Annotated in this window: 18 protein-coding genes; 8 read left to right on the forward strand and 10 right to left on the reverse strand. The window is 58.8% G+C overall.

What is annotated here, in order from left to right; translation table 11 throughout:
• The first annotated feature begins 107 nt into the window (after window positions 1-107).
• Both QCD70_RS13800 and QCD70_RS13805 read left to right on the forward strand, forming a co-directional pair.
• On the forward strand, window positions 108-1,424 hold the full coding sequence (locus QCD70_RS13800) for a UDP-glucose dehydrogenase family protein (RefSeq protein ID WP_301217234.1): 1,317 nt from the start codon (window positions 108-110) through the stop codon (window positions 1,422-1,424).
• A 233-nt stretch (window positions 1,425-1,657) separates the two neighbouring features.
• Window positions 1,658-1,840, forward strand: a complete 183-nt coding sequence (locus QCD70_RS13805) for a hypothetical protein (RefSeq protein WP_301217236.1) — start codon at window positions 1,658-1,660, stop codon at window positions 1,838-1,840.
• Between the two features lie 118 nt (window positions 1,841-1,958).
• Here QCD70_RS13805 and QCD70_RS13810 read toward each other — a convergent pair whose 3' ends face one another.
• The 5 genes from QCD70_RS13810 to QCD70_RS13830 form a co-directional block, all read right to left on the reverse strand.
• Complete coding sequence (locus QCD70_RS13810; protein WP_301217240.1) at window positions 1,959-2,171, reverse strand: hypothetical protein; 213 nt, start codon at window positions 2,169-2,171, stop codon at window positions 1,959-1,961.
• Window positions 2,172-2,555: 384 nt separating this feature from the next.
• Complete coding sequence (locus QCD70_RS13815; protein ID WP_301217242.1) at window positions 2,556-4,283, reverse strand: DUF4012 domain-containing protein; 1,728 nt, start codon at window positions 4,281-4,283, stop codon at window positions 2,556-2,558.
• A 160-nt stretch (window positions 4,284-4,443) separates the two neighbouring features.
• Entirely contained in the window at window positions 4,444-5,448 is a 1,005-nt protein-coding gene (locus tag QCD70_RS13820; RefSeq protein WP_301217243.1) for a GDP-L-fucose synthase family protein, read from the reverse strand.
• A gap of 2 nt (window positions 5,449-5,450) precedes the next feature.
• Window positions 5,451-6,482, reverse strand: a complete 1,032-nt coding sequence (gmd, locus tag QCD70_RS13825; RefSeq protein ID WP_301217245.1) for a GDP-mannose 4,6-dehydratase — start codon at window positions 6,480-6,482, stop codon at window positions 5,451-5,453.
• A gap of 130 nt (window positions 6,483-6,612) precedes the next feature.
• Window positions 6,613-7,881, reverse strand: a complete 1,269-nt coding sequence (locus tag QCD70_RS13830; protein ID WP_301217247.1) for a glycosyltransferase — start codon at window positions 7,879-7,881, stop codon at window positions 6,613-6,615.
• Between the two features lie 52 nt (window positions 7,882-7,933).
• On the opposite strand from QCD70_RS13830, the gene QCD70_RS13835 reads away from it, so the two are divergent.
• Window positions 7,934-8,554 carry an acetyltransferase gene (locus QCD70_RS13835; RefSeq protein WP_301217249.1) on the forward strand — a complete coding sequence of 207 codons (621 nt, stop codon included), beginning with the start codon at window positions 7,934-7,936 and terminating at the stop codon, window positions 8,552-8,554.
• Between the two features lie 117 nt (window positions 8,555-8,671).
• Here the strand turns inward: QCD70_RS13835 and QCD70_RS13840 are convergent, their stop codons facing one another.
• Complete coding sequence (locus QCD70_RS13840) at window positions 8,672-9,775, reverse strand: glycosyltransferase (protein ID WP_301217251.1); 1,104 nt, start codon at window positions 9,773-9,775, stop codon at window positions 8,672-8,674.
• A gap of 12 nt (window positions 9,776-9,787) precedes the next feature.
• Window positions 9,788-10,903: a glycosyltransferase gene (locus QCD70_RS13845; protein ID WP_301217253.1), complete on the reverse strand. Its 1,116-nt coding sequence runs from the start codon at window positions 10,901-10,903 to the stop codon at window positions 9,788-9,790.
• Between the two features lie 218 nt (window positions 10,904-11,121).
• Between QCD70_RS13845 and QCD70_RS13850 the strand changes: the two genes are divergently transcribed.
• From QCD70_RS13850 to QCD70_RS13860, 3 genes are all read left to right on the forward strand, one after another.
• A complete protein-coding gene (locus QCD70_RS13850) occupies window positions 11,122-12,351 on the forward strand; it encodes a lipopolysaccharide biosynthesis protein (protein WP_301217255.1) in 1,230 nt (409 codons plus the stop codon).
• 97 nt (window positions 12,352-12,448) lie between these two features.
• Window positions 12,449-13,696, forward strand: a complete 1,248-nt coding sequence (locus QCD70_RS13855) for a glycosyltransferase family 4 protein (protein ID WP_301217257.1) — start codon at window positions 12,449-12,451, stop codon at window positions 13,694-13,696.
• Window positions 13,697-13,907: 211 nt separating this feature from the next.
• Window positions 13,908-14,927, forward strand: coding sequence for a glycosyltransferase family 4 protein (locus tag QCD70_RS13860; RefSeq protein WP_301217259.1), 1,020 nt, complete (start codon window positions 13,908-13,910; stop codon window positions 14,925-14,927).
• Between the two features lie 127 nt (window positions 14,928-15,054).
• Here the strand turns inward: QCD70_RS13860 and QCD70_RS13865 are convergent, their stop codons facing one another.
• Window positions 15,055-15,228: a hypothetical protein gene (locus QCD70_RS13865; protein ID WP_301217261.1), complete on the reverse strand. Its 174-nt coding sequence runs from the start codon at window positions 15,226-15,228 to the stop codon at window positions 15,055-15,057.
• Between QCD70_RS13865 and QCD70_RS19245 the strand changes: the two genes are divergently transcribed.
• Together QCD70_RS19245 and QCD70_RS13870 are read left to right on the forward strand one after the other, a co-directional pair.
• The gene (locus tag QCD70_RS19245) at window positions 15,229-15,471 is read left to right on the forward strand and encodes a DapH/DapD/GlmU-related protein (RefSeq protein ID WP_367316728.1); all 243 of its coding nucleotides are present in this window, start codon (window positions 15,229-15,231) and stop codon (window positions 15,469-15,471) included.
• A complete protein-coding gene (locus QCD70_RS13870) occupies window positions 15,468-17,009 on the forward strand; it encodes an O-antigen polymerase (protein WP_301217263.1) in 1,542 nt (513 codons plus the stop codon). Before QCD70_RS19245 ends, QCD70_RS13870 begins: the two co-directional genes overlap by 4 nt.
• 18 nt (window positions 17,010-17,027) lie before the next feature.
• Here QCD70_RS13870 and QCD70_RS13875 read toward each other — a convergent pair whose 3' ends face one another.
• A complete protein-coding gene (locus QCD70_RS13875; RefSeq protein ID WP_301217359.1) occupies window positions 17,028-18,515 on the reverse strand; it encodes a sugar transferase in 1,488 nt (495 codons plus the stop codon).
• The gene (locus QCD70_RS13880) at window positions 18,508-19,215 is read right to left on the reverse strand and encodes an arsenate reductase/protein-tyrosine-phosphatase family protein (RefSeq protein WP_301217265.1); all 708 of its coding nucleotides are present in this window, start codon (window positions 19,213-19,215) and stop codon (window positions 18,508-18,510) included. The genes QCD70_RS13875 and QCD70_RS13880 overlap by 8 nt, the downstream gene beginning before the upstream one ends.
• Window positions 19,216-19,221: the final 6 nt, after the last annotated feature.

Here is a 19,221-nt window from a genome sequence, read left to right on the forward strand (position 1 = left end):
CCGCAGCGCACCTCAGGAAACTCGCCGGATACATAAGTCTGGTAGGAATGAGGAATGGATATGCACAACGGAGTGCGTCAATTTGCTAAATCGGGGGAAGGCAGCAAATGAAGCTCTCTGTAATCGGCTGCGGTTATCTAGGCGCGGTTCACGCCGCATCGATGGTGGAGCTGGGTCACGAAGTGATCGGCATCGACATCGACCAGGCCAAGATCGACGCACTCGCCGCCGGCATATCTCCCATCTTCGAACCAGGACTACCCGAACTCCTCACCGCAGCCATGGCCTCCGGCCGATTGCGCTTCTCGACCGACCTCGCCGACGCCGCCGGCAGCCAGGTGCACTTCATCGCGGTGGGAACGCCGCAGAAGAAGGGCAGCTACGCCGCCGACCTCACCTACGTGAACGCAGCAGTCGACGGCCTGCTCCCCTACCTCTCCGAGGGCGACCTGGTGGTCGGCAAGTCGACCGTTCCCGTGGGAACGGCCGCCGATCTCGCCGGAAAGGTCGCCGCGAGCGGAACGGGCGCGATGCTCGCCTGGAACCCCGAGTTCCTGCGTGAGGGCTTCGCCGTTCAAGACACCATCTCTCCCGACCGTCTCGTCTACGGGCTGCCGCCCGAGCCGGCCCAGGCCGAGGCATCCAAGGCCTTGCTCGACGGCGTCTACGAGTCGGCGCTCGGCAAGGACACCCCGCTGGTGGTCACCGACTACGCGACAGCCGAGCTCGTGAAGGTCTCGGCCAACGCCTTTCTGGCCACGAAGATCTCGTTCATCAATGCGATGGCCGAGATCGCCGAGGTCACCGGCGCCGACGTGACGCAGCTGTCGACCGCCATCGGCCTCGACGACCGAATCGGCTGGAAGTTCCTGAAGGCCGGCGTCGGCTTCGGCGGCGGGTGCCTGCCGAAGGACATCCGCGCGTTCACCGCCCGCGCCGAAGAGCTGGGCCGCGGCGAGTCCGTCGCCTTCCTCAAGGAGGTCGACGCCATCAACCTGCGTCGCCGCCAGCGTGTGGTCGATCTCGCGGTCGAGTCGCTCGGGGGCCAGGTCAATGGCAAGAAGATCGCCGTTCTCGGCCTGGCGTTCAAGCCGCACTCCGACGACATCCGTGACAGCCCGGCGCTCGACGTGGCCGTGCAGCTCAAGGGCCTCGGAGCGAACGTCGTGGCCACCGACCCCGAGGCGATCCATACGGCCAGCCGCGCGCATCCACAGCTCTCATACGAGGCCGACCCGGCCGCGGCGCTGCAGGATGCCGACCTGGTCGTACTGGTCACGGAGTGGGACGAGTTCCGTCACATGGACCCGGCGTGGGCGCTGCCCCTGGTGAAGACCGCGACGATCATCGACGGCCGCAACACACTGGATGCGACGGCCTGGCGCGCCGCCGGCTGGTCCTACATCGGGCTGGGTCGCCCCTAGTACGGCCGCCGCTCCCTGAGCCTGTCGAAGGGAGCCCGCGTTCCCTGAGTCGTCGTTCCCTGAGCCTGTCGAAGGGGCGTCCACCACCGGTGGGCGCCCCTTCTTCTATGGGATGCGCCGGTCGAGTAGCAGAGGCCGCCCGCGGCCGACGCGTATCGAGACCACACACACGACAACCCGTAGTTAACCGAGAAATCCTCGCCTTCGGCGCAATTTGGCCCTATGCTCCATTCATGGATCTCGCCGCCGTCGTCACCGCCGCCGCCCTCGCGCTGGCTGCCTGGCTCGTGATCGCAACGGTCACCGCCGTGGCCATCGGGGCGACCATCCGTCTTCGCGACTCGTTCCGAGCGATCCCCCAAGAGTCGACTCGAGACGAGTTCGCGAAAGGCAGATCCGCGTTCGACGTCTTCTGACGCCTCACGAAGACCTGCAGATACGCAGAATGCCCCCGGCTTTCGCCGAGGGCATTCCGTGTAAGACGCCTACCAGAAGCTATCCGAGTGTCGGTTCAAGACACCTTCCAGGCGTTTGCTAGACCGACGCCTTCTGGCGACGAACGATGGTGAGAACCACCGTCAGGGCGATACCGAGAGCAAGAGCGCCGGCAGCACCCCAGATGATCAGCATCGGGGTCTCGAGACCCGTGTTGGGCAGAGCGCCGTTCGAGCCAGAGCCCGAACCGCTTCCGGCACCCGAGTCAGCAGGTACGACAGTCAGCGCTGCCGATCCAATCTTTCCCGACACACCTACGACCGTAACTGTGTAAGTTCCGGGCGTGGATGCCGTGGCCGTGTAGGAGACAACTCCCGACCCGTTTGCCGCACGAGAGAATGTCGAGACGACCTTGACGATTCCGAGAGTCACCGCGTCGGGTGCTGATGCGGTGGTGGGCTCGTTGGCATCAAAACCAGAGAACGTCAGGGTGGCAGCGACACCCGGCGTGGTAGTGACGGCAGGCCCGTCAATTTCGTACGCATTCGCCGCTGCTGGAACAGCGAACACCGCGAGAACTGCAAGTAAGCCTGTTGCAAGGACCTTTTTGAACATTAAAAACTACCCCCAAAATAGTTTGTGATTTTCGCCGACACTGGCAGCCCGAGTGGGCATATACCCCAGATTGGGGTACTCCTACTGTAGGGCACTTTCACAGCCAAGATCAACGTTCGATGTTTCGAGGCTGTAAACAAGCGGTGTATGTTCGACAACCATCTCTTTCGGCTGCGCGTCTCCGCCGAGGAACTGGAAGTCCAACACGGTGCTCTCGCCGGGCGCCAGCTCGACCTGCAGCTTGCTCAAGGTGTAGCCCGAATCCGATGCCGGATGGTATGGGGCCGACTGACCGTCACGCAGCACCCCGAGGTTGAACGTACCGGGCGCACCGTACAGCGCGACGTTCGTCCGGATGCTCCCGGGCGCGACCCCGCTCCCGCCATCCCCTGTCACATACGCGGGGAGGACCACGGCGGCATCCGCCGGCGCCGTGTTCGTCAGCGTCACTCGAATCGAATAGTTGGGCAGTTTGTCGTTTCTGCACACGGCCCGGGCCGTCTCCACGTCGACCTTTAGGTACGGGTCCATCTTCGCGGCGGTCGCATCGTTGAAATAGAGACCGAACGCCTGGGTCTGATCATCGCTCACCGGCAGGGCTCCCGACAGTGTGCTGTCACTCAGCACAGCCTGATCTTCTTCATGGGAGCTCCAGATGAGCACCCGTCGTTCCGTGCCGGCCTCAGCGAGGGCCGCGACCAGTTTCGATGTGTCCACGTCGCCCTGGGTCATTCTGTCGAAAACTGCGGCTGCGGCAGACGCGAAGAAGGCGTTCTGGTCTGCAGGAACCTGGTACCTGGCATAGACATCTTGAAGCAGCAACTGCACCGCGTTGTCACCGTTGATCTCGTCACCGCTCGGAAGCACGATGGGGCCTGTGGCCTTCAGCAGGTATGACAGAGCGATCGGGTCCACAGATATGACCCCGTCCACCTCTACACCGAACTGCCGTTTCCACATCTCGCGAGCGATCTGACCGGAAAGCGCGAATTGAGGCGTGAAGTTGACATCTTGCATATACTGCGCCGTGTTGTCGCCGTATAAGGCCCGAGTCTCGATGGGCAGTTCCACGACGGGCGGCTTGAATTTCGGAAAGTCGGCAGCAGCAGCCTGCTGCACAAGGTTCATCGAGCCGCCATCGGTGTGCACCATCGCCATTGCCCCCGGTATACCGCCCGTCGAACGCAGTTCCGCGTTGTTCTGGAAGAGGACCAGGTAGTTGCGCGGGCCTTCGTTGCCGAGCATTGCGGGAATCAGCTGCGCTGCGCCATCGATCACGTCGATGCTCAACGACACCTCATCCAGCAGCCCGCTCAGTTTGCCCCTCGCGTCGGAGAGCGGCGAGATGACGCCATCGGCATCGATATCGTCGACCTTCGTCTTCGCGCGAGTGATCGCACCGGCGGCGAGGCTCACATCCTGCTGCGCGTCGAGCATGGGCTGTACATCGATACGGCCGTCGACGGGCTTGAAGCTGTCGAGACTAAGCGTTCCCGCCATCTGGGTCAGGGGGAGAATGGCACGCTGTGCCACATCGTCGGTGGCCTCCGTGAGTTCTCGCATGACCTGAAGGTTCTTGCCGAGAACGGGAACGAATTCGACGATCCGCCATACCGGGTCGCCCGTCAGGGCCGCCGCGTTGTTGGCGTGCACGGTGAGGGCCTGTCCGGATGCGAGGGCACCCTGCCCGTCGGCCTCCATAATCTGCGAGCGCACTTTCGTGGCCAAAGGCATTGCGGCTTCGAGCTCGCCCTTCGCCAGATACGCGCGGATTCCGACCCATGCCAGCACGCCGACCACGATGACCACGGAGACGGAGACGGCTCCGAGTATCCACCGCCGCCTCACCTTCGACCGCCGGCTTCGGCGACGACGATGGCTACGAAAGCGGTTGGACGATGACATTGGCAGATTCAATCACAGTGTTCGGTCGAGCCGCCGAAACGGGCTCGCGGCATAGAGGCGCAGACTACTCGCGAAGAGTCGCGAGATGGGCTCGGTACCACTCCACGGTGGAGCGCAGTCCCTCTTCGAGCCCGATCGCAGCAGTCCATCCCTCGTTCGTGAGCTTCGACACGTCGAGAAGCTTCTGTGGCGTGCCGTCGGGCTTCGACTCGTCCCATTCCGTGCTTCCCTCGAAGCCGACGACCCGGGCGACCGTCTCGGCGATCTCCCGAATGGAGACATCCGTTCCCGTACCCACGTTGACCTGCTGGGGACCGTCATAGTGCTCGAGCAGATGGAGACACGCGGCGGCCATGTCGTCGACGTGCAGGAACTCCCGGCGTGGAGTTCCGGTGCCCCAGTTGGTCACCACCTCCGCACCGGACTTGACGGCCTCGTCGTAGCGCCGGATCAGTGCCGGAAGCACGTGCGAGCCCTGAGGCGAGAAGTTGTCGTTGGGGCCGTACAGATTCGTCGGCATGGCCGAGATCCAGGGCAGGCCGTACTGTCGGCGGATCGCCTGAATCTGCATGATGCCCGCGATCTTCGCGATGGCGTAAGCGTCGTTCGTCGGCTCGAGGTGGCCCGTCAGCAGGCTGTCCTCGGGAATCGGCTGCGGAGCGAACTTGGGATAGATGCACGACGAGCCCAGAAAGAGCAGGCGCTCCGTGTCGTACTTGAGCGCGGCGTCAAGAACATTTACCTGGATGCGTAGATTGTCGCTCAGAAAGTCGACGGGGTAGGTACTGTTCGCGAGGATTCCACCGACCTTCGCCGCAGCCAGAACCACATACCTCGGTCGAGTCTGCTCGAAGAACTCGAAGACGGCACCCCGGTCCATCAGGTCGAGCTCGGACGAGCTGCGGCCGACCAGGTCGGTGAACCCCTCGTTCTCGAGCGTGCGCCAGATCGCCGAGCCCACCAGGCCGCGATGACCGGCGACGTAGAAGCGGGCTGAACGATCCAGCGGTGCCGGCTCGAACGCGACGGCGTCGCGCTCGTCCACGACCTTCGGCAGTTCTGCTGACATGGCTACTTCGTCCCCCAGCTCTCGAGGTACACCTTGTCGACCCACTGTTTCTCTGGCGAGGCGAGCGCCGCGATGTCGGCGTCGACCATGATCCTGGCGAGCTCGGCGGTGTCGACCGTCGCCTTCCACCCGAGCTTCGCCTCCGCCTTCGAAGCGTCACCGATCAGTGCGTCGACCTCTGTCGGACGAAGGTACCGTTCGTCGAATTTCACGTGGTCCTCCCAGTTGAGGCCCGCGTGCGAGAAGGCGGTCTCGAGGAACGTGCGCACGGTGAAGTTGCCGCCCGTCGCCAGAACGAAATCGTCGGGCTCATCGGCCTGCAGCATCCGCCACATGCCCTCCACATACTCCGCCGCGTACCCCCAGTCCCGGATCGAGTCGAGGTTGCCGAGGTAGACGCTGTCTTGGGTGCCGGCCTTAATGGCGGCCACTGCCCGGGTGATCTTGCGCGTCACGAAGGTCTCGCCGCGGCGCGGCGACTCGTGGTTGAAGAGGATGCCGTTGACCGCGAACATGTCATAGGCCTCGCGGTAGTTCTTGGTGATCCAGAAGCTGTAGAGCTTGGCTGCGCCGTACGGCGAGCGCGGATAGAACGGTGTGGTCTCGCTCTGGGGCGGCGGCGTGGCGCCGTAGAGCTCCGACGACGACGCCTGGTAGAAGCGCGTCTCGATTCCCGACAGCCTTACGGCCTCCAGCATGCGAATCGTTCCCGTGCCCGTCGTGTCGGCCGTGTGCTCGGGCTCGTCGAATGAGACCCGCACGTGTGACTGGGCGGCGAGGTTGTAGACCTCGTCCGGTCGGATCTGCGAGAGCAGTGTGACGAGACGCGACCCGTCACTCAGGTCTCCGTAATGCAGGAACAGCTTCGCGGCCGGGTCATGCGGATCGACGTAGAGGTGATCGATGCGAGCGGTGTTGAAGGTCGAAGAACGGCGGATCAGGCCGTGTACTTCGTAGCCCTTGCTGAGCAGTAACTCAGCGAGATACGAGCCGTCCTGCCCCGTGATACCGGTGATGAAAGCACGTTTGGTCATGTATTTCTCCCCCAAGAAACTGTGGCCTCGCGCATACAGTCATAGCGACCGTGCATCGTTGCCATGCTGAATACGAATTCAGACTAGCGCGTCATTTTGGCATCACAGGTGTGTTTTCATTTCGGCGAGGTTAAGCCTCCGAGGGCGCGACTCTCGTCGGTCCATCGGCGACGAGACCCGACAGCCAGCCCGCGAATGCGGAGATTGCGGCGTCCTCCGACAGCACGTTCTGCCGGAAGGCCGTGCCCCGCGCACCGAGCTCGCGTGCGCGCTCCCCGTCTTCACCCAGAGCGCGGGCCGCGTCGAGCAGGGCGAGCGGGTCGCCCGCGTCCACGCGGACTCCTCCGCCCGACGACTCGATCTCCCCCGCCGTCACACTGCCCTCGTCTGTGGCGACGACAATAGGCAGCCCTGTGCTGAAGTACGAGGTGAGCTTGCTCGGAACGGCCATCTCGGCCACGCCCGGCTTCTCGTTCACGATCAGCACATCGGCCGCGGCCATCGTCGCCTGATACTCGAGGTCGGGCAAAGGATCGATGAACTGGATGTTGCGGATGCCCCGAGCGGAGGCCTGAATGAGCTCCCGCTGATTGCCCTTGCCCAGCAGCACGAAACGCACGTTGTCGCCGCGCTCGTCAGCTACTCTCGCTGCGGCGACCAGGTTCTCGAGCCCCTGCTTGACCCCCATGTTGCCCGCGTGCAGCGCAATGGTCTCGTCGTCAGCCCAGCCGTACGTCTGCCGGGTCTGCTCACGCGGGGGCAGGTCGAGCTCCTCCAGGTGCGTCCAGTTGCGGACGACTCGAGCCCGATCCGAATCAACACCCAGATTGTCGACAACGTGAGCGGCGAACCTGTCGTGAATCACGGCGACGCCGGAAGCACTGCGAAGCAGGGCCGACTCGACCCCCGTGATGACACGCGCGGCCCGTCCGCCTCCCGTTCCTGTCTCCGTGACACCCAACCCGTACAGGTCCTGAACCCACACGGCGAAGGGCACCCGTCGGGCCAGCAGCCGGAGTCGCATCGACGCGAGCGAGCTCGAGAAGAGCGCCGGAGAGACGAGCAGCACGACGTCGGGCCGCCCCCAACGGCTGAAGACAGTCCTTAGGCCGAAACTCAGTTCAGACGCCACGCGGGCCAGGTTGGACTGCCGCCGCGGCACGTAGTGAAGCAATCGCTGAACCCGCACGCCCGCGATAGTTTCGCGTTGCGACCAACGCCCGTAACCTTCTCGAATTCTCCACTCGGGATAATGGGGATGGGTCGTCTTGACGATCACACTGTGGCCGCGCTGAACCAGTCCCTTCGCAAGGGAGGCCGTGTACGGCGCGATGCCAGTGGGTTCCGGCGCATAGTTCAGGCCGAGGATCAGGATGCGCAATGATGGCTTGTGACTCACAGGTGCGACATTAGCGCCGGATCATGTCCGGCGGATTTCGGGGGGAAATCAAATGAGCGAACTGAACGACGAATCGAGCACGCCGGATGAGGCTCCTGTCATCGACCTGTCGAAGGCCCCCGGCGAACGTGCGGCCTGGGACAGGCCGAGAATTGTCGTCTACCTCTGGGCGGTCGCCGAACTCATCTTCGTGACAAACGCGTGGCAGATAAGTTCAAGCTTGCGCGTTCGTGTTCTGCGATTGTTCGGTGCCGAGATCGGCGAGGGCGTGATCTATCGACCCCGCACGCGCGTCAAATTCCCCTGGAAGCTTCACATCGGTGCCCGATCGTGGATCGGCGAAGGTGTGTGGATTCACAATCAGGACCACGTCTACATCGGTAGCGACGTGTCGATCTCGCAGGAGACGATGATCACCACCGGAAGTCATGCGCATCGCACCGATATGGCGTTGATCATGCGGCCGGTGACGATCGAGGACGGAGCCTGGATCACGTCGAGGTGCATGGTCCTCGGAGGGGTAACAGTCGGTCGCTCAGCACTCATCGGACCGATGACCGTGGTGAAGCAGGATGTCGAGCCCAACTCGGTGATCGCGCCGGGTGACGTCAAGAACCTCGGGCGCCGCTTTCCGGCACGCAGGACGGCTCGCTCAAACGGGGGGCAGGCGTAGGTCCGACGAACACTCCACATGCCTGCCCTCACCGGCCCCCGACGGCGCCCCGGGGACCGGTGAGAGTCACCGAGAACCAGCTCCGAACACTCGTGTCTGGCACGTGGCATCTCCTGATCAGAGAAGCATCCGCTTCACGCCGTTTGCGAAGTTCTCTACCATGTCTTCGATCTCGGGGTAACGCCACTCGCCAATTTGAGGGGACCGGCCGAGGGCGACAACCTCAAGAACTTTGTCCGCAAAGTCCCCCGCTTCATTGCGAGCAGTGAACTTGCTCTCGCCCTCGATTAGATACTCACTCTCGGGAGCGTGATACGGCCAATCCGTCGTGACTATCGGCATTTTGAGGAAGAGCGATTCAACCGCTACCAGTCCTATACGGCCCGGCATGAGTAGTGCTTTGGAGACTCGCGAGAGAATTACTTTTTCGGTTGGACCTACGTAGCCCAAGATCCGAACCTGACCCCGCGAGCGCGCGCTATCTAAAAGATAAGCCAACTTACCTTCGCCTCCGATAAGCAAGACGATATCTGGCGCTACTTTCCACAACCGGTCAAGCGCGTCGGCTAGAAACGCTATCCTCTTCGATTCATCGAGCCCGCCGATAAACGCTACCGCGCGCCGACCCTCTAGCTCATGGTCAACAACAAACTTGTTGATATCTCGGTCATTGATCATTGTCGATGCGTCGCGTAGCGCATTAGTATCAACAGTGTTCATCAAAACGGTGATTTTTTCGGAGCCAATACCCGCTTTCAGCGCCGCCCTCTCCCCGCCCGAGGTATAAGCGAAAACTTGATCCGCCCTACGCATCTGCCACTTCTCGAGGGCGAGGTCGATCGAATTTGGCGGGCCGATATACGACGCCACATGGCCCCACAGCCCGACTCGCATGCCCCGAAAGATGCCATTTAGAATCACTCGATAGGCGTCAACAGAAGTACCTTCAAGGCCCACTATGACGCCATCTGCTCGCGACAGAACACGACCTAAGTTGCTGAACTTGATGGAGGCTCGACCCACACGAACTTCATGTCGACGAACCGGGACAAGCCATTCTGCGTCGGCCCTGTCATTCCTCGCGGCCTGAATACCCTGCGGCTCTCCCGCCGCAACGACGCAGTCGATGCCGTCCCGGGCTAACTCGTCGACTAGAGAACTGAATAATGGAATTCTGTATTTCGGAACGTAGGGCTGGACAATTACAAGACGTTTCGTCATGGATGGTCTCCTCTATGACTTTCCAGATGCGCTTACGTATAGCGACTCAAGTCTCACGGCCACTGCACCCATTTCAAAGGTGCTCCGAGCGAGGTCGAGCGCGGACTTAGCCATTCCGCGTCGCGCAGTATCGTCAGTCAGCAAGAGCTTTATAGCCTCGACTAAATCTTGAACACTTCCGTCCGTGACGATTCCGGCGCCCGCACCTTCGACGAATGGCGCCAATCCGCACGTGTCCGTTATCACCACGGGGATTCCCAATGACAGCGCTTCAAGAACGGACATGGGGAAGGGCTCATCTACTGCGGGAAGAACGTAAATCGTCGCTCCCCGCATTCGACTCAGAGTCAGACCAGGGTCGAGAGCTCCTTCCCAGTTCAGCCAGGCCCCCGTCGTTCCGTTTTGGATCATCGTCGAAACCTCCGCAGCCTCCCCTTCGTCTGGCCCGACGAGAGCGAAAGTGACTTCAGGAAAGTGCTCATGAAGCTCGAGCGCCGCTTCTACGAAAGCGGTCGGCCGTTTTCGCGAATGCATGCGGGCAAGAAAAAGCACCTGTCGCTTCGCGGGCTGAATATTCTGGACGGACGCCCTAGGTACCCCGTTCGGCAAATTGACTAAGCTCCCGCCTAACCCGAAAACGCCCGCCAGAGAGCGCTTTTCCTCAGGGGTCAGGTAGGCGACACTTTGGGCGTGATGTAAAGCACTTCGCGTAAGTGCTAGATCTAGTGCCTTCGCGAGAATTTTGTTTGACTCGTCGATCATTCCGTGCGATTGAACGACATAAGGAATCTTCAAGCTTGTCAGCATCCGCGCCACTGGCATCGTGATCATGTCTCGCGCTAAGTGAATGTGCACAATGTCGTAGTTAGATGCATGCGTCCAGATCCACCTCAACATTGGTATCGAGAACATGGTCGCGAAACCAAACTTTTTTGCCGGATGCATCACAGGGAAAAGCTTCATTCGAACGTTTTCCATAGAGGTTGGAGGCCCGTCTTCGTAGCCCCGATACCCTCCCACGAAGAGCGTCTCGTGGCCCATGGCTTGCAGTTCTGCAAGCTGGTTCAGGGCGACTCGAAGCGGGCCACCATATGCACCATCTGGAGTCACGAGCGTGGCCACATGCATTATGCGCAAGGAACATCCCCCAAAGTCTTGTCGCAGGTGATTCTCTCTCAAAGAACCAATTGAGACGTAGCGAGACCAGAACATATCGACACGTGCTCGTCATATAGTCTAGGAGTTGGTCAGAGTCGCCCAGACGATACGAATTGCCGGGGGGGAGGCTCGTATGAATACTGAGGGATACGGAAGCCGTAGAGCGCAGACACTAATTCGAGGCGTATGTGAACCGTCTCGTTAGAGCTCTTAGAACTTTAAAAAAATCTCGGACCGCGCGTCGGTTTGCTCTGGTTACAGCCGGACGAGCGTTCTCCTCTTTAGTGCAGGCCGTTTCCTTTGCGCTCATAGCGCGATTCATGGGTGTTGTCGACTTCGGCGCATTCTCCATTGGGTACAGCGCTGCTCTATTACTGATGACGGCGTTCGAGTTCGGTCTTGGAAATAGGTCCCTTCGACTGGCGTCGGACAAGGAACCGGGCCGAACTGTGGCCACAATCTTAAGTACCCGGTTTGTCACGAATCTTGTTGTTTTCACGGCGGTGTTGATCGGATGGCAAATCTTCCATCGGGGATCTTGGAATTGGGGACTTGCACTCGCTCTGTATGTGACCGGTGACTTGTTTGGAAACCTGACGCAATCGATTCTGATTGGTTCTATGCAGGAATATCGTGCAACGATCATCCTGATCGTAAGGCGCATTATTCCTTTGGGCGCGCTTCTGATTTTCCTCTGGGTAGGCGACTCCGGAACGGATGCCGCGTACACGGCGCTCGCTCTCACTGGTGCGGTCGGATACACGCTAGGAATAATTCCGACGATGCGCCTCTTCGGTCGTCCCAGAAATCCCATCACTTTCATCCGTCAAAATCACAAGTTCGCCACCACGAGTCTCGCATCCAATCTCCAGCAAGCTGATTCGCTTGTTATCGGCGCTGTGGGAGGGACGGCCATCGCCGGGCTCTACGGAGCAGCATCGCGGCTGGCGGCACCGCTGAACCTAGTCACGGGATCTTTAACGCAATCGATCGTTCCGTCTCTATCAGCGATGACGGATCCTGACTATAGAAGATCATCGATGGCGCGCGTAATGCGTCTCATGACGATATTCGCGATTCTCTTGGCGACGTCCGCAGTTTTCTCGCCCCTCCTCGTCTGGCTCTTATACGGAGACTCCTTCATGGCAGCCTGGCCCTTGGCGGCGGGCGTTATTCTGATCGCTGCATTCAATTCCCTCAATCAACCCATATTGGGCTGGTACTACGCTCACAGCATTCCGACTCTTGTGCCAGTGCTCATCGCCTCGTCATCTGTCGCAACCGTGTGCGTACTTGGTCTTTCATCTCTAACCCGCCAGCCCTGGGTCATGGCGATAGCAATGGTCTCAGTTGCATTGGTCGCGCACGTCATTCTAAGAACCAGATTTTCCCGCGATCTTCGCACACCCGATCACTGAAGGCATACCATCCGCGAACGGAGCCAACATCTTGTCTAGGTCCTACATCGTTTTCAACCCCGGATCTCATCCCGCGCCCAAATGGATCGCCGCTCGGATGGCGGATGAAGGTGTCCTCGCCCAATACTGGACATCGGCTCAGGTTGGAAACCAGGCAAACGACAGTCTTTGGCTTGGTGCCCTGCCGAAGTCCATCAGGAATGAATTCAACAGTCGGCAATTGCCTATCTCGATTAGGGGTCCCCTTCTCAAACGTGCTGCAATCGCTCGGGACCTTGCGGCTGCGATCGCACGACGCATAGGTAATTCCGATCTCGAACGTCGACTTCTCCACGCACGCAATCGTGCGATCGCGAAGAAAATCATCGGCCAGCTCAAAATGCGCGGCGAAGAAGACCTGTGGGTAATCATCCCCAGCAATACCCATAGTGGACTTGCCCGACAATGCATCAGGCTCGGCGTTCCATACGCCCTCTACACGCCCCTTCCCTTGGCGGACTACTCTTCGAACCTCATGGCAGAAGAAGCCGTTTCAAATCCAGACTGGGCCCGCCACCTACATTTCATTGCGGGCGATCCTCTTGCTGCGGACCGCGATGCGGCAATTGAGGCCAAGGGAGCAAGTCTTGTTCTCGCGAATAGTGCCTTCACGGGAAAATCGTTCGCAACCTTGGTGGACCAGGAAAGGATCGCCTCCATCCCGCTCGCCGTGGACATTGAGCGTTTCAGGGCCCTCGGCCTCTTGGGATCAGCGACTGATGAAAGGAAAGCAACAGAGCCACTTAAGGTGACATATTCCGGGCATATAAGCCAGCGCAAAGGCTTGTCTTATCTGTTCGAGGCAATCGAGGGTTCATCGCATCCCGAAAACTATGAGTTACTGCTCATCGGATCAGATACAACCCAGATGGAATCGCAACTAAGGGGAACTTACCCGCACGTCCGGGCGACCTTTGTGCGTTCCCTCCCCCAAGAATCCCTGTGGCGTCGCCTCGCTTCTCAACACGTTTTTGTATTTCCGACCCTGCTTGATGGCTTCGGCAATGTACTTATCGAGGCATCAGCACTTGGATTGCCGTCGATAGTCACGGATCGATGCGGCGGATTGGACATTGGGCTTGTACCCGACGGCGGTTCGCTAGTGCCGGCACAAGACGGTGGTTCCATCCGAGATGCTCTTCAAAATCTTTACGCCGCTGAAGATGAGAGGCGGCTCATGGGAATCGCTGCAACTGCTGTAGTTGCCCGAGGCAGATCCTGGGCCGACTATGGGGCCGATGTGCTGAAAGCCCTCACGCAGGGAACTCCGTTAGATCAAATCGAGGCGGCTCTGTCCAATGAATAGTTCACTCGACAGCTCGTTCTCAACGTCCATGCCTTACCCGGAAGGCGCCCTCGCCCACCTCACCGAGGAATGGATGTCGAGGGACTTGCTTCTCAGAACGTTTGTTCCATCGCGAAAAATATCCCGCAGTGTCTCGCGCGCGATATCATCGCTCTCTGGCTCGTCGACCACCTCCAAACGCCTCGGTAAGGGACTGGCGGCAGGACCTAGGGTGACTGAAGTCGCTCCAGAATTGGAAGCGCTGCGCCTCATCCAAAAGTATCGAGCAGGATCGGCATCAAGAACACTGGCCCTTCTTCGAATAAAAGAACGATTTGATCGCAAGGTCGCGGCTGCACTGTCGCCGGACACCAGAGTCATCGCGGGAATGCCAGGGGCGGCACTCCAGACCTTTTTATCGGCCGAAGAACACACGCTAAAGGTATTCCATGAAGTCGATGCGCCACCCAAGGCGCACAACGAGGCTCTTCTCAACTTCTATGATCGCCGCGATGTCGTTGGGGAAATCTACCCTCAGAGGCTTGTGTCCAGGGTAGAGGATGAACTCGACGTTGCAAACGTGATTCTCTCCCCCTCGAGTGTCGTCACTCGCCAACTCATCGATAGCGGGATACGTAAGGAAACAATTTTTCAGGCCCCGTACGGCGTCGACTTTACTCGCTTTGCACCGGTGGAAGAGTTACGCTCTCAGCCGCTGAATCGACCCGTTCGACTCGTCTACGTGGGCCAGATCAGCAACAGAAAGGGAATCGGCTTTCTTGTTCAGGCCGCAAGAAACTTGCGTGTGGAGATTGACCTTATCGGTCCTCTCGTCAATAAGAAACTCCTAGATGCACTGCCTCAAAACGTTCGATACAAGGGCGTCCTCCCGCATGAGGACGTGAACATCGCGCTCGCCCGAGCTGACGCGTTCGTCTTCCCCAGCATCGAAGACGCCTGTCCCCTCGCAGTCATCGAAGCTGCCGGCGCCGGGTTACCGGTCATCGTGACTTCCTGTACTGGTTCGGCAGAGCTCCTTGAAGATCAGGATCGATCATTGATCGAACCAGGCGATGTTAAGGCTCTTCGGACAGCGATGGTCTCAGCCGTCCCCCTGCCGTGGCTCGAGCGGGAAGCCCGGGGGAATCGTATGCGCAGTTCGAGCCCAAAGAACAGGATCTTGAGCTGGGGCCAGTACACCGATTTAGTAACCGCTGAGATAGTCCAGCGTTCAATCAATCTGACAAGCTGAGTGATCCGATTGCTGCCCCGCAGTAGTCCTAATCAAAATTGGGATAAATATGAAAAGACAGATTCTCAGCGAGTTAATGCTCGTGTTGAGCTCGTCCAGGTTCGTTCCTCATCGACTTCGCCCTCGTCTACTCGGTTACACCAATGTGCAGGTCGGCGGCCGTACCCTCATCCTGAATGGAACAACAATCCGGGGGCGCTCGCCCGTCACTATTGGAGAGCACGTCTTCATCAATGAGGGCTGCTTCATCGACGCTGAAGCTCCCATAGCTATCGGGCACAATGTTCAAATTGGCGATCATGTGCGATTGATAACGTCTAGTCACGGTCTCGGTCCGTCTGAACGGCGAGCAGGTCCGTCTGAATCCAAGCCCTTATCTATCGGTCCGGGTTGCTGGATAGGCTCCGGAGCCGTGATACTTCCCGGGGTGACTGTGGCACCGGGCTGCATCGTAGGGGCAGGTGCTGTGGTCTCTCGAGACACCCGTCCAGACGGACTCTACGCGGGAATACCTGCTCGAAGGATCAAGGACCTGCAACTATGAATTCGAAAGCCGCCGGAATCACAACGTTTAGACCTGGATCAAAAGATGGGGCTCGGGACGCAAGCAGCGTCCCTCTCTTAATCTACTTACTTGGATCTGCGTTTACGTGCGCCGTAACAGCCGTTCTTCTGCTGTCTCTGCAGGGAGACTTTGCGGATGCTGGAATAGCGATTGCAGCTTTCTTCCTTGCCATAGGCATTATGTTTGTTCGCCTGATAACCGGCGTATTCAATGCGGTGTCCATCATTTCCATAATCACGTACTGCCAGTTCGTGCTCTTCATCGCGCGACCAGCGTACGTCGTCTTGTTTCAGGATTCGATCAACATCTTTACCTCGGCGCCCTATGACCAGAATTACGTATACGCGCAACTCTTCGCGGGGATCGGATTCGCCACACTCTGCCTTGTCTACTCCATTTCAGCCGGCCCAATGGTGAAGGGCGCGTCGAAGCAACAAGTTCGCGAACTACCCCAAGAAGAGTGGTCCAAGATCCGTCCGGCCTTGATCACGATTACGTGCATCGGCATGACACTTTACTTCCTCTACATCCTGCAAACGGGATGGGGAAATTATTGGCAAGGAACCCTCTCCGGCAGGTCGGACGAGCAGCGGAATGCTCTCAGCTCAAGCTCTGGCTACCTATATTCAGGACTTCAGTTCGCCACTGGGGCCGTGCTCTTTCTGTTTCTATACTCAACCGTTCAACGGCGGCGGCGGCTGCAGGTCCTGAGTCTCGTGGTTCTCACCATCACGGTCTTTCCTCAGATCGCGTCCGGAAGTCGGGCGGTATTCATTCCTATTATCATCGCGATAATAGCTGCGCTGGCTCGGGTGGACCCGTCGGTTCTTTCTCCGCGCCGAATTGTCCTCTGGCTACCTACCCTTATTGTTCTCGGGTTCGTCGCACCCCGTATTTGGCGCGACAACCTCGCCTCGGGAGTATCGCTGAGCGACTCCCTAGCTCAGGCACTGACGCCGGATGAGTTATTCGGGGGATTCCTCGGAGGGTTGGACACAGCCATGGTCGATGCGTTTGCCGTACAGATTTCGGCCTATGAGAATCAATCGCTCCCTTACTTGTTCGGAAACTCTTACCTCGCTGCTCTAACAGCCGCTGTCCCTCGAGCAATCTGGCCTGGGAAACCCGGTTCCATTGACGAGTACCTGAACGCCCAGTTGTTCCCTGCAACGGATGCAAAAGGCATCGGATTCGCCTTCAGCTCTTACAGTGAACCAACTGCGAATTTCGGACTCGTCGGAGTCATCTGCGTGTTCGCCCTATTTGGTCTCCTTGTTGGAAAGCTGGCTCGGGCTGCAGAGAACTCGTCTTCCACGATCTCCACGTTTTTCTACATCATGATCGCCGGCTACGTATTCCCATTGATGCGCGGCAGCTTTACCTTCAACTTTCAACGAGTACTAATTCCGCTCGTTCCTGTACTGATAGCCATCGTGATCTTGCAGCTCTCAAAACGAAACAAAGAACGTCGGTCCACCGACACTTCTGGGCGACCCTCGGAGCGAGTCTTGAGCTGACGACCGTAGAACCCGCTGCTAGTAGGCGCCCTCGCGGGCAAATACTGCCCGAGCAGTTCTCCAAAGAATATTGAGGTCGCCCGTCATCGACCAATTCTCGACATAGTACAAGTCGAGTCGAACCGTATCCTCCCAAGAGAGGTTTGAGCGCCCGCTCACTTGCCATAAGCCCGTTATTCCTGGCTTGACAAGAAATCTTCGATGAACGTGAGGGCCATATTGGCTGACCTCACGTTCCAACGGGGGTCGTGGCCCGACGAGAGACATGCTACCGCCGACGACGTTGAAAAGCTGGGGGAGTTCGTCGAGGCTAAATCGTCGAAGAAATCGACCAATCGGGGTAATTCTTGGATCGTCTGACATCTTGAAAAGCACAGCATTGCCTTTGTCACGCTGCTGAAGTCTCAACTGATCAAGGAGATCTTCGGCATTCGTGACCATAGAACGAAACTTGAGCATTTGAAAGTGTTGACCATTAATTCCAATTCGTTCCTGGCGAAACAGAACCGGGCCCGCAGATGTAAGCCGAACACAGATGGCGAGAAGCCCCAGTAGAGGCGACAAGCAGGCCACAAGTAACACTGATGCGACGAGGTCGAACGCTCTTTTCGTGAACTGTTTGGCTCCTGTGTATCGCGGGGTCTCGACGTGAATCAGTGGAAGGCCTGCAACCGGACGAGTATGAATCCTCGGTCCACCGATATCCGTGAGACTTGGTGCGACGACCAGATGCTGCCGGCCAGGCTCGAGTGACCAACTTATTTCTCGAATCTTTTCGGCGGATAACTCCTCGCTGCTGGCGATCACAACAGTGTCTGCCTCGCTTTGAATCATGGCTTCTTGCAACCGGTCGATACTTACGAAAACGGGTATGCCCGTGTCGCCCAGGTAACCCGCTACCGTACCACTCGGGATACACGCGCCCACTACGTGGTAACCCGCGGTGGGCAGGCGAGCTAACTCGGCCGCGAGGTATGTTGTGGAAGCCTCAGAACCAACGAGGAGAACTCGCGACGAGTAACCGCCGTTCTGGCGTTGGACTCCCAACCACTGCCTCCAAATCCATCGCGAGAAGAGCAGCACGATAACCCCGAGCGGGAAGGCCAAGAGGATGTAGCCACGCGCAAAGTCGATCTGAAAGAGGAACGCCACGATCGCGACAAGGCCAAAAAGCCGAACACTGGCGTCTGCAATTAACCTGTATTCCTGAGTTCCAGTACCCAGGACGCGATAGCTTCGCGAGCCAAAAACGCCAAGCATGAGCATCCACGCCAATATCAAAATGAGCGACGTGAAGCTGTAGCTCAGAGCAACATCATTGAGCCTTCCGTTAAACGCCACTTGGGAGGTCGTGAATCCAAACCACGCGATCTGCACTCCGACGATCACCCATATCAGAACCAAGAAATCGGTAAGGACGAGGCCGTACGCATAGCGCTTGCGCCAGTCGCGTGTAACTTTCTGCGGCGTTTGCGTCGGTTCGGCCTCGGCTTCTTGCTCAATCATCGTTCCCCCGTTGTCGCTGAGCGGAACGACTTTGGTCCGAAACAATTCTACCGGTTTGCGATAGTTCGTCACGTTTTGTCTTTGACCCAAAAGAGGTCACAGTGATTATCGCTTGGGACAGCTCCCTGATCGACTGCGAGATGAGCAAGCCAGCCTCGTCATAAACCTCTTGGCTTCGCCGGTAAGGATCAAGAATGTCATCGTCCGTCGGCGAGACTACCGATGTGGAGAAGCCGCGCTTGGCTGCGACGCCGAGAATGAAAGCATCGAGCGTCCCTACGCTCGCGAGCCGTGGCAGGTCCCAGGGTTCCGGTTCGAGGTCTCTGTAGGTGCCGATCAGTCGATCCAGCTCGCGGAGAGTAAATGTCTTGCGCGACGCCCTAGGGAGCATCGACACGACCTCGGCGCGGTGCTGACGGGTCATCGTCACAATGAGGTTGGCTTCCTTGATGCGAGCTAAAGTTAGCTCAGATGCCCGATGTTGAGACGGGTCTCCGTTATATCGTCGCGACAATGCTGCCGCCTGTTCAGTCATGGCCTGGCCAGACATAGCGTAGGTACCCGCACTCGAAGTTGAGATTAGCCCCGATAGCAACCCTGTCTGAGCTCTAAAGAGCTGCTCCGCAATTGGCGAACGACAAATGTTGCCCGTGCAGACGAAGAGGACGACGAACTCGCTGCTGGACTCTGACTGCGACAAAACCTA

It is taken from the genome of Agreia sp. PsM10, from assembly GCF_030433855.1.
In the GTDB taxonomy this organism is placed as follows: domain Bacteria; phylum Actinomycetota; class Actinomycetes; order Actinomycetales; family Microbacteriaceae; genus Agreia.

What these genes read in the sequence shown, in the direction of transcription:
- QCD70_RS13800 (WP_301217234.1), top strand. Translation starts at nt 108, where the DNA reads ATGAAGCTCTCTGTAATCGGCTGCGGTTATCTAGGCGCGGTTCACGCC.
- QCD70_RS13805 (WP_301217236.1), top strand. Translation starts at nt 1,658, where the DNA reads ATGGATCTCGCCGCCGTCGTCACCGCCGCCGCCCTCGCGCTGGCTGCC.
- QCD70_RS13820 (WP_301217243.1), bottom strand. Translation starts at nt 5,448, where the DNA reads ATGTCAGCAGAACTGCCGAAGGTCGTGGACGAGCGCGACGCCGTCGCG.
- gmd (WP_301217245.1), bottom strand. Translation starts at nt 6,482, where the DNA reads ATGACCAAACGTGCTTTCATCACCGGTATCACGGGGCAGGACGGCTCG.
- QCD70_RS13835 (WP_301217249.1), top strand. Translation starts at nt 7,934, where the DNA reads ATGAGCGAACTGAACGACGAATCGAGCACGCCGGATGAGGCTCCTGTC.
- QCD70_RS13840 (WP_301217251.1), bottom strand. Translation starts at nt 9,775, where the DNA reads ATGACGAAACGTCTTGTAATTGTCCAGCCCTACGTTCCGAAATACAGA.
- QCD70_RS13845 (WP_301217253.1), bottom strand. Translation starts at nt 10,903, where the DNA reads ATGCATGTGGCCACGCTCGTGACTCCAGATGGTGCATATGGTGGCCCG.
- QCD70_RS13855 (WP_301217257.1), top strand. Translation starts at nt 12,449, where the DNA reads ATGGCGGATGAAGGTGTCCTCGCCCAATACTGGACATCGGCTCAGGTT.
- QCD70_RS13865 (WP_301217261.1), bottom strand. Translation starts at nt 15,228, where the DNA reads ATGATCGCCAATTTGAACATTGTGCCCGATAGCTATGGGAGCTTCAGC.
- QCD70_RS13870 (WP_301217263.1), top strand. Translation starts at nt 15,468, where the DNA reads ATGAATTCGAAAGCCGCCGGAATCACAACGTTTAGACCTGGATCAAAA.
- QCD70_RS13875 (WP_301217359.1), bottom strand. Translation starts at nt 18,515, where the DNA reads ATGATTGAGCAAGAAGCCGAGGCCGAACCGACGCAAACGCCGCAGAAA.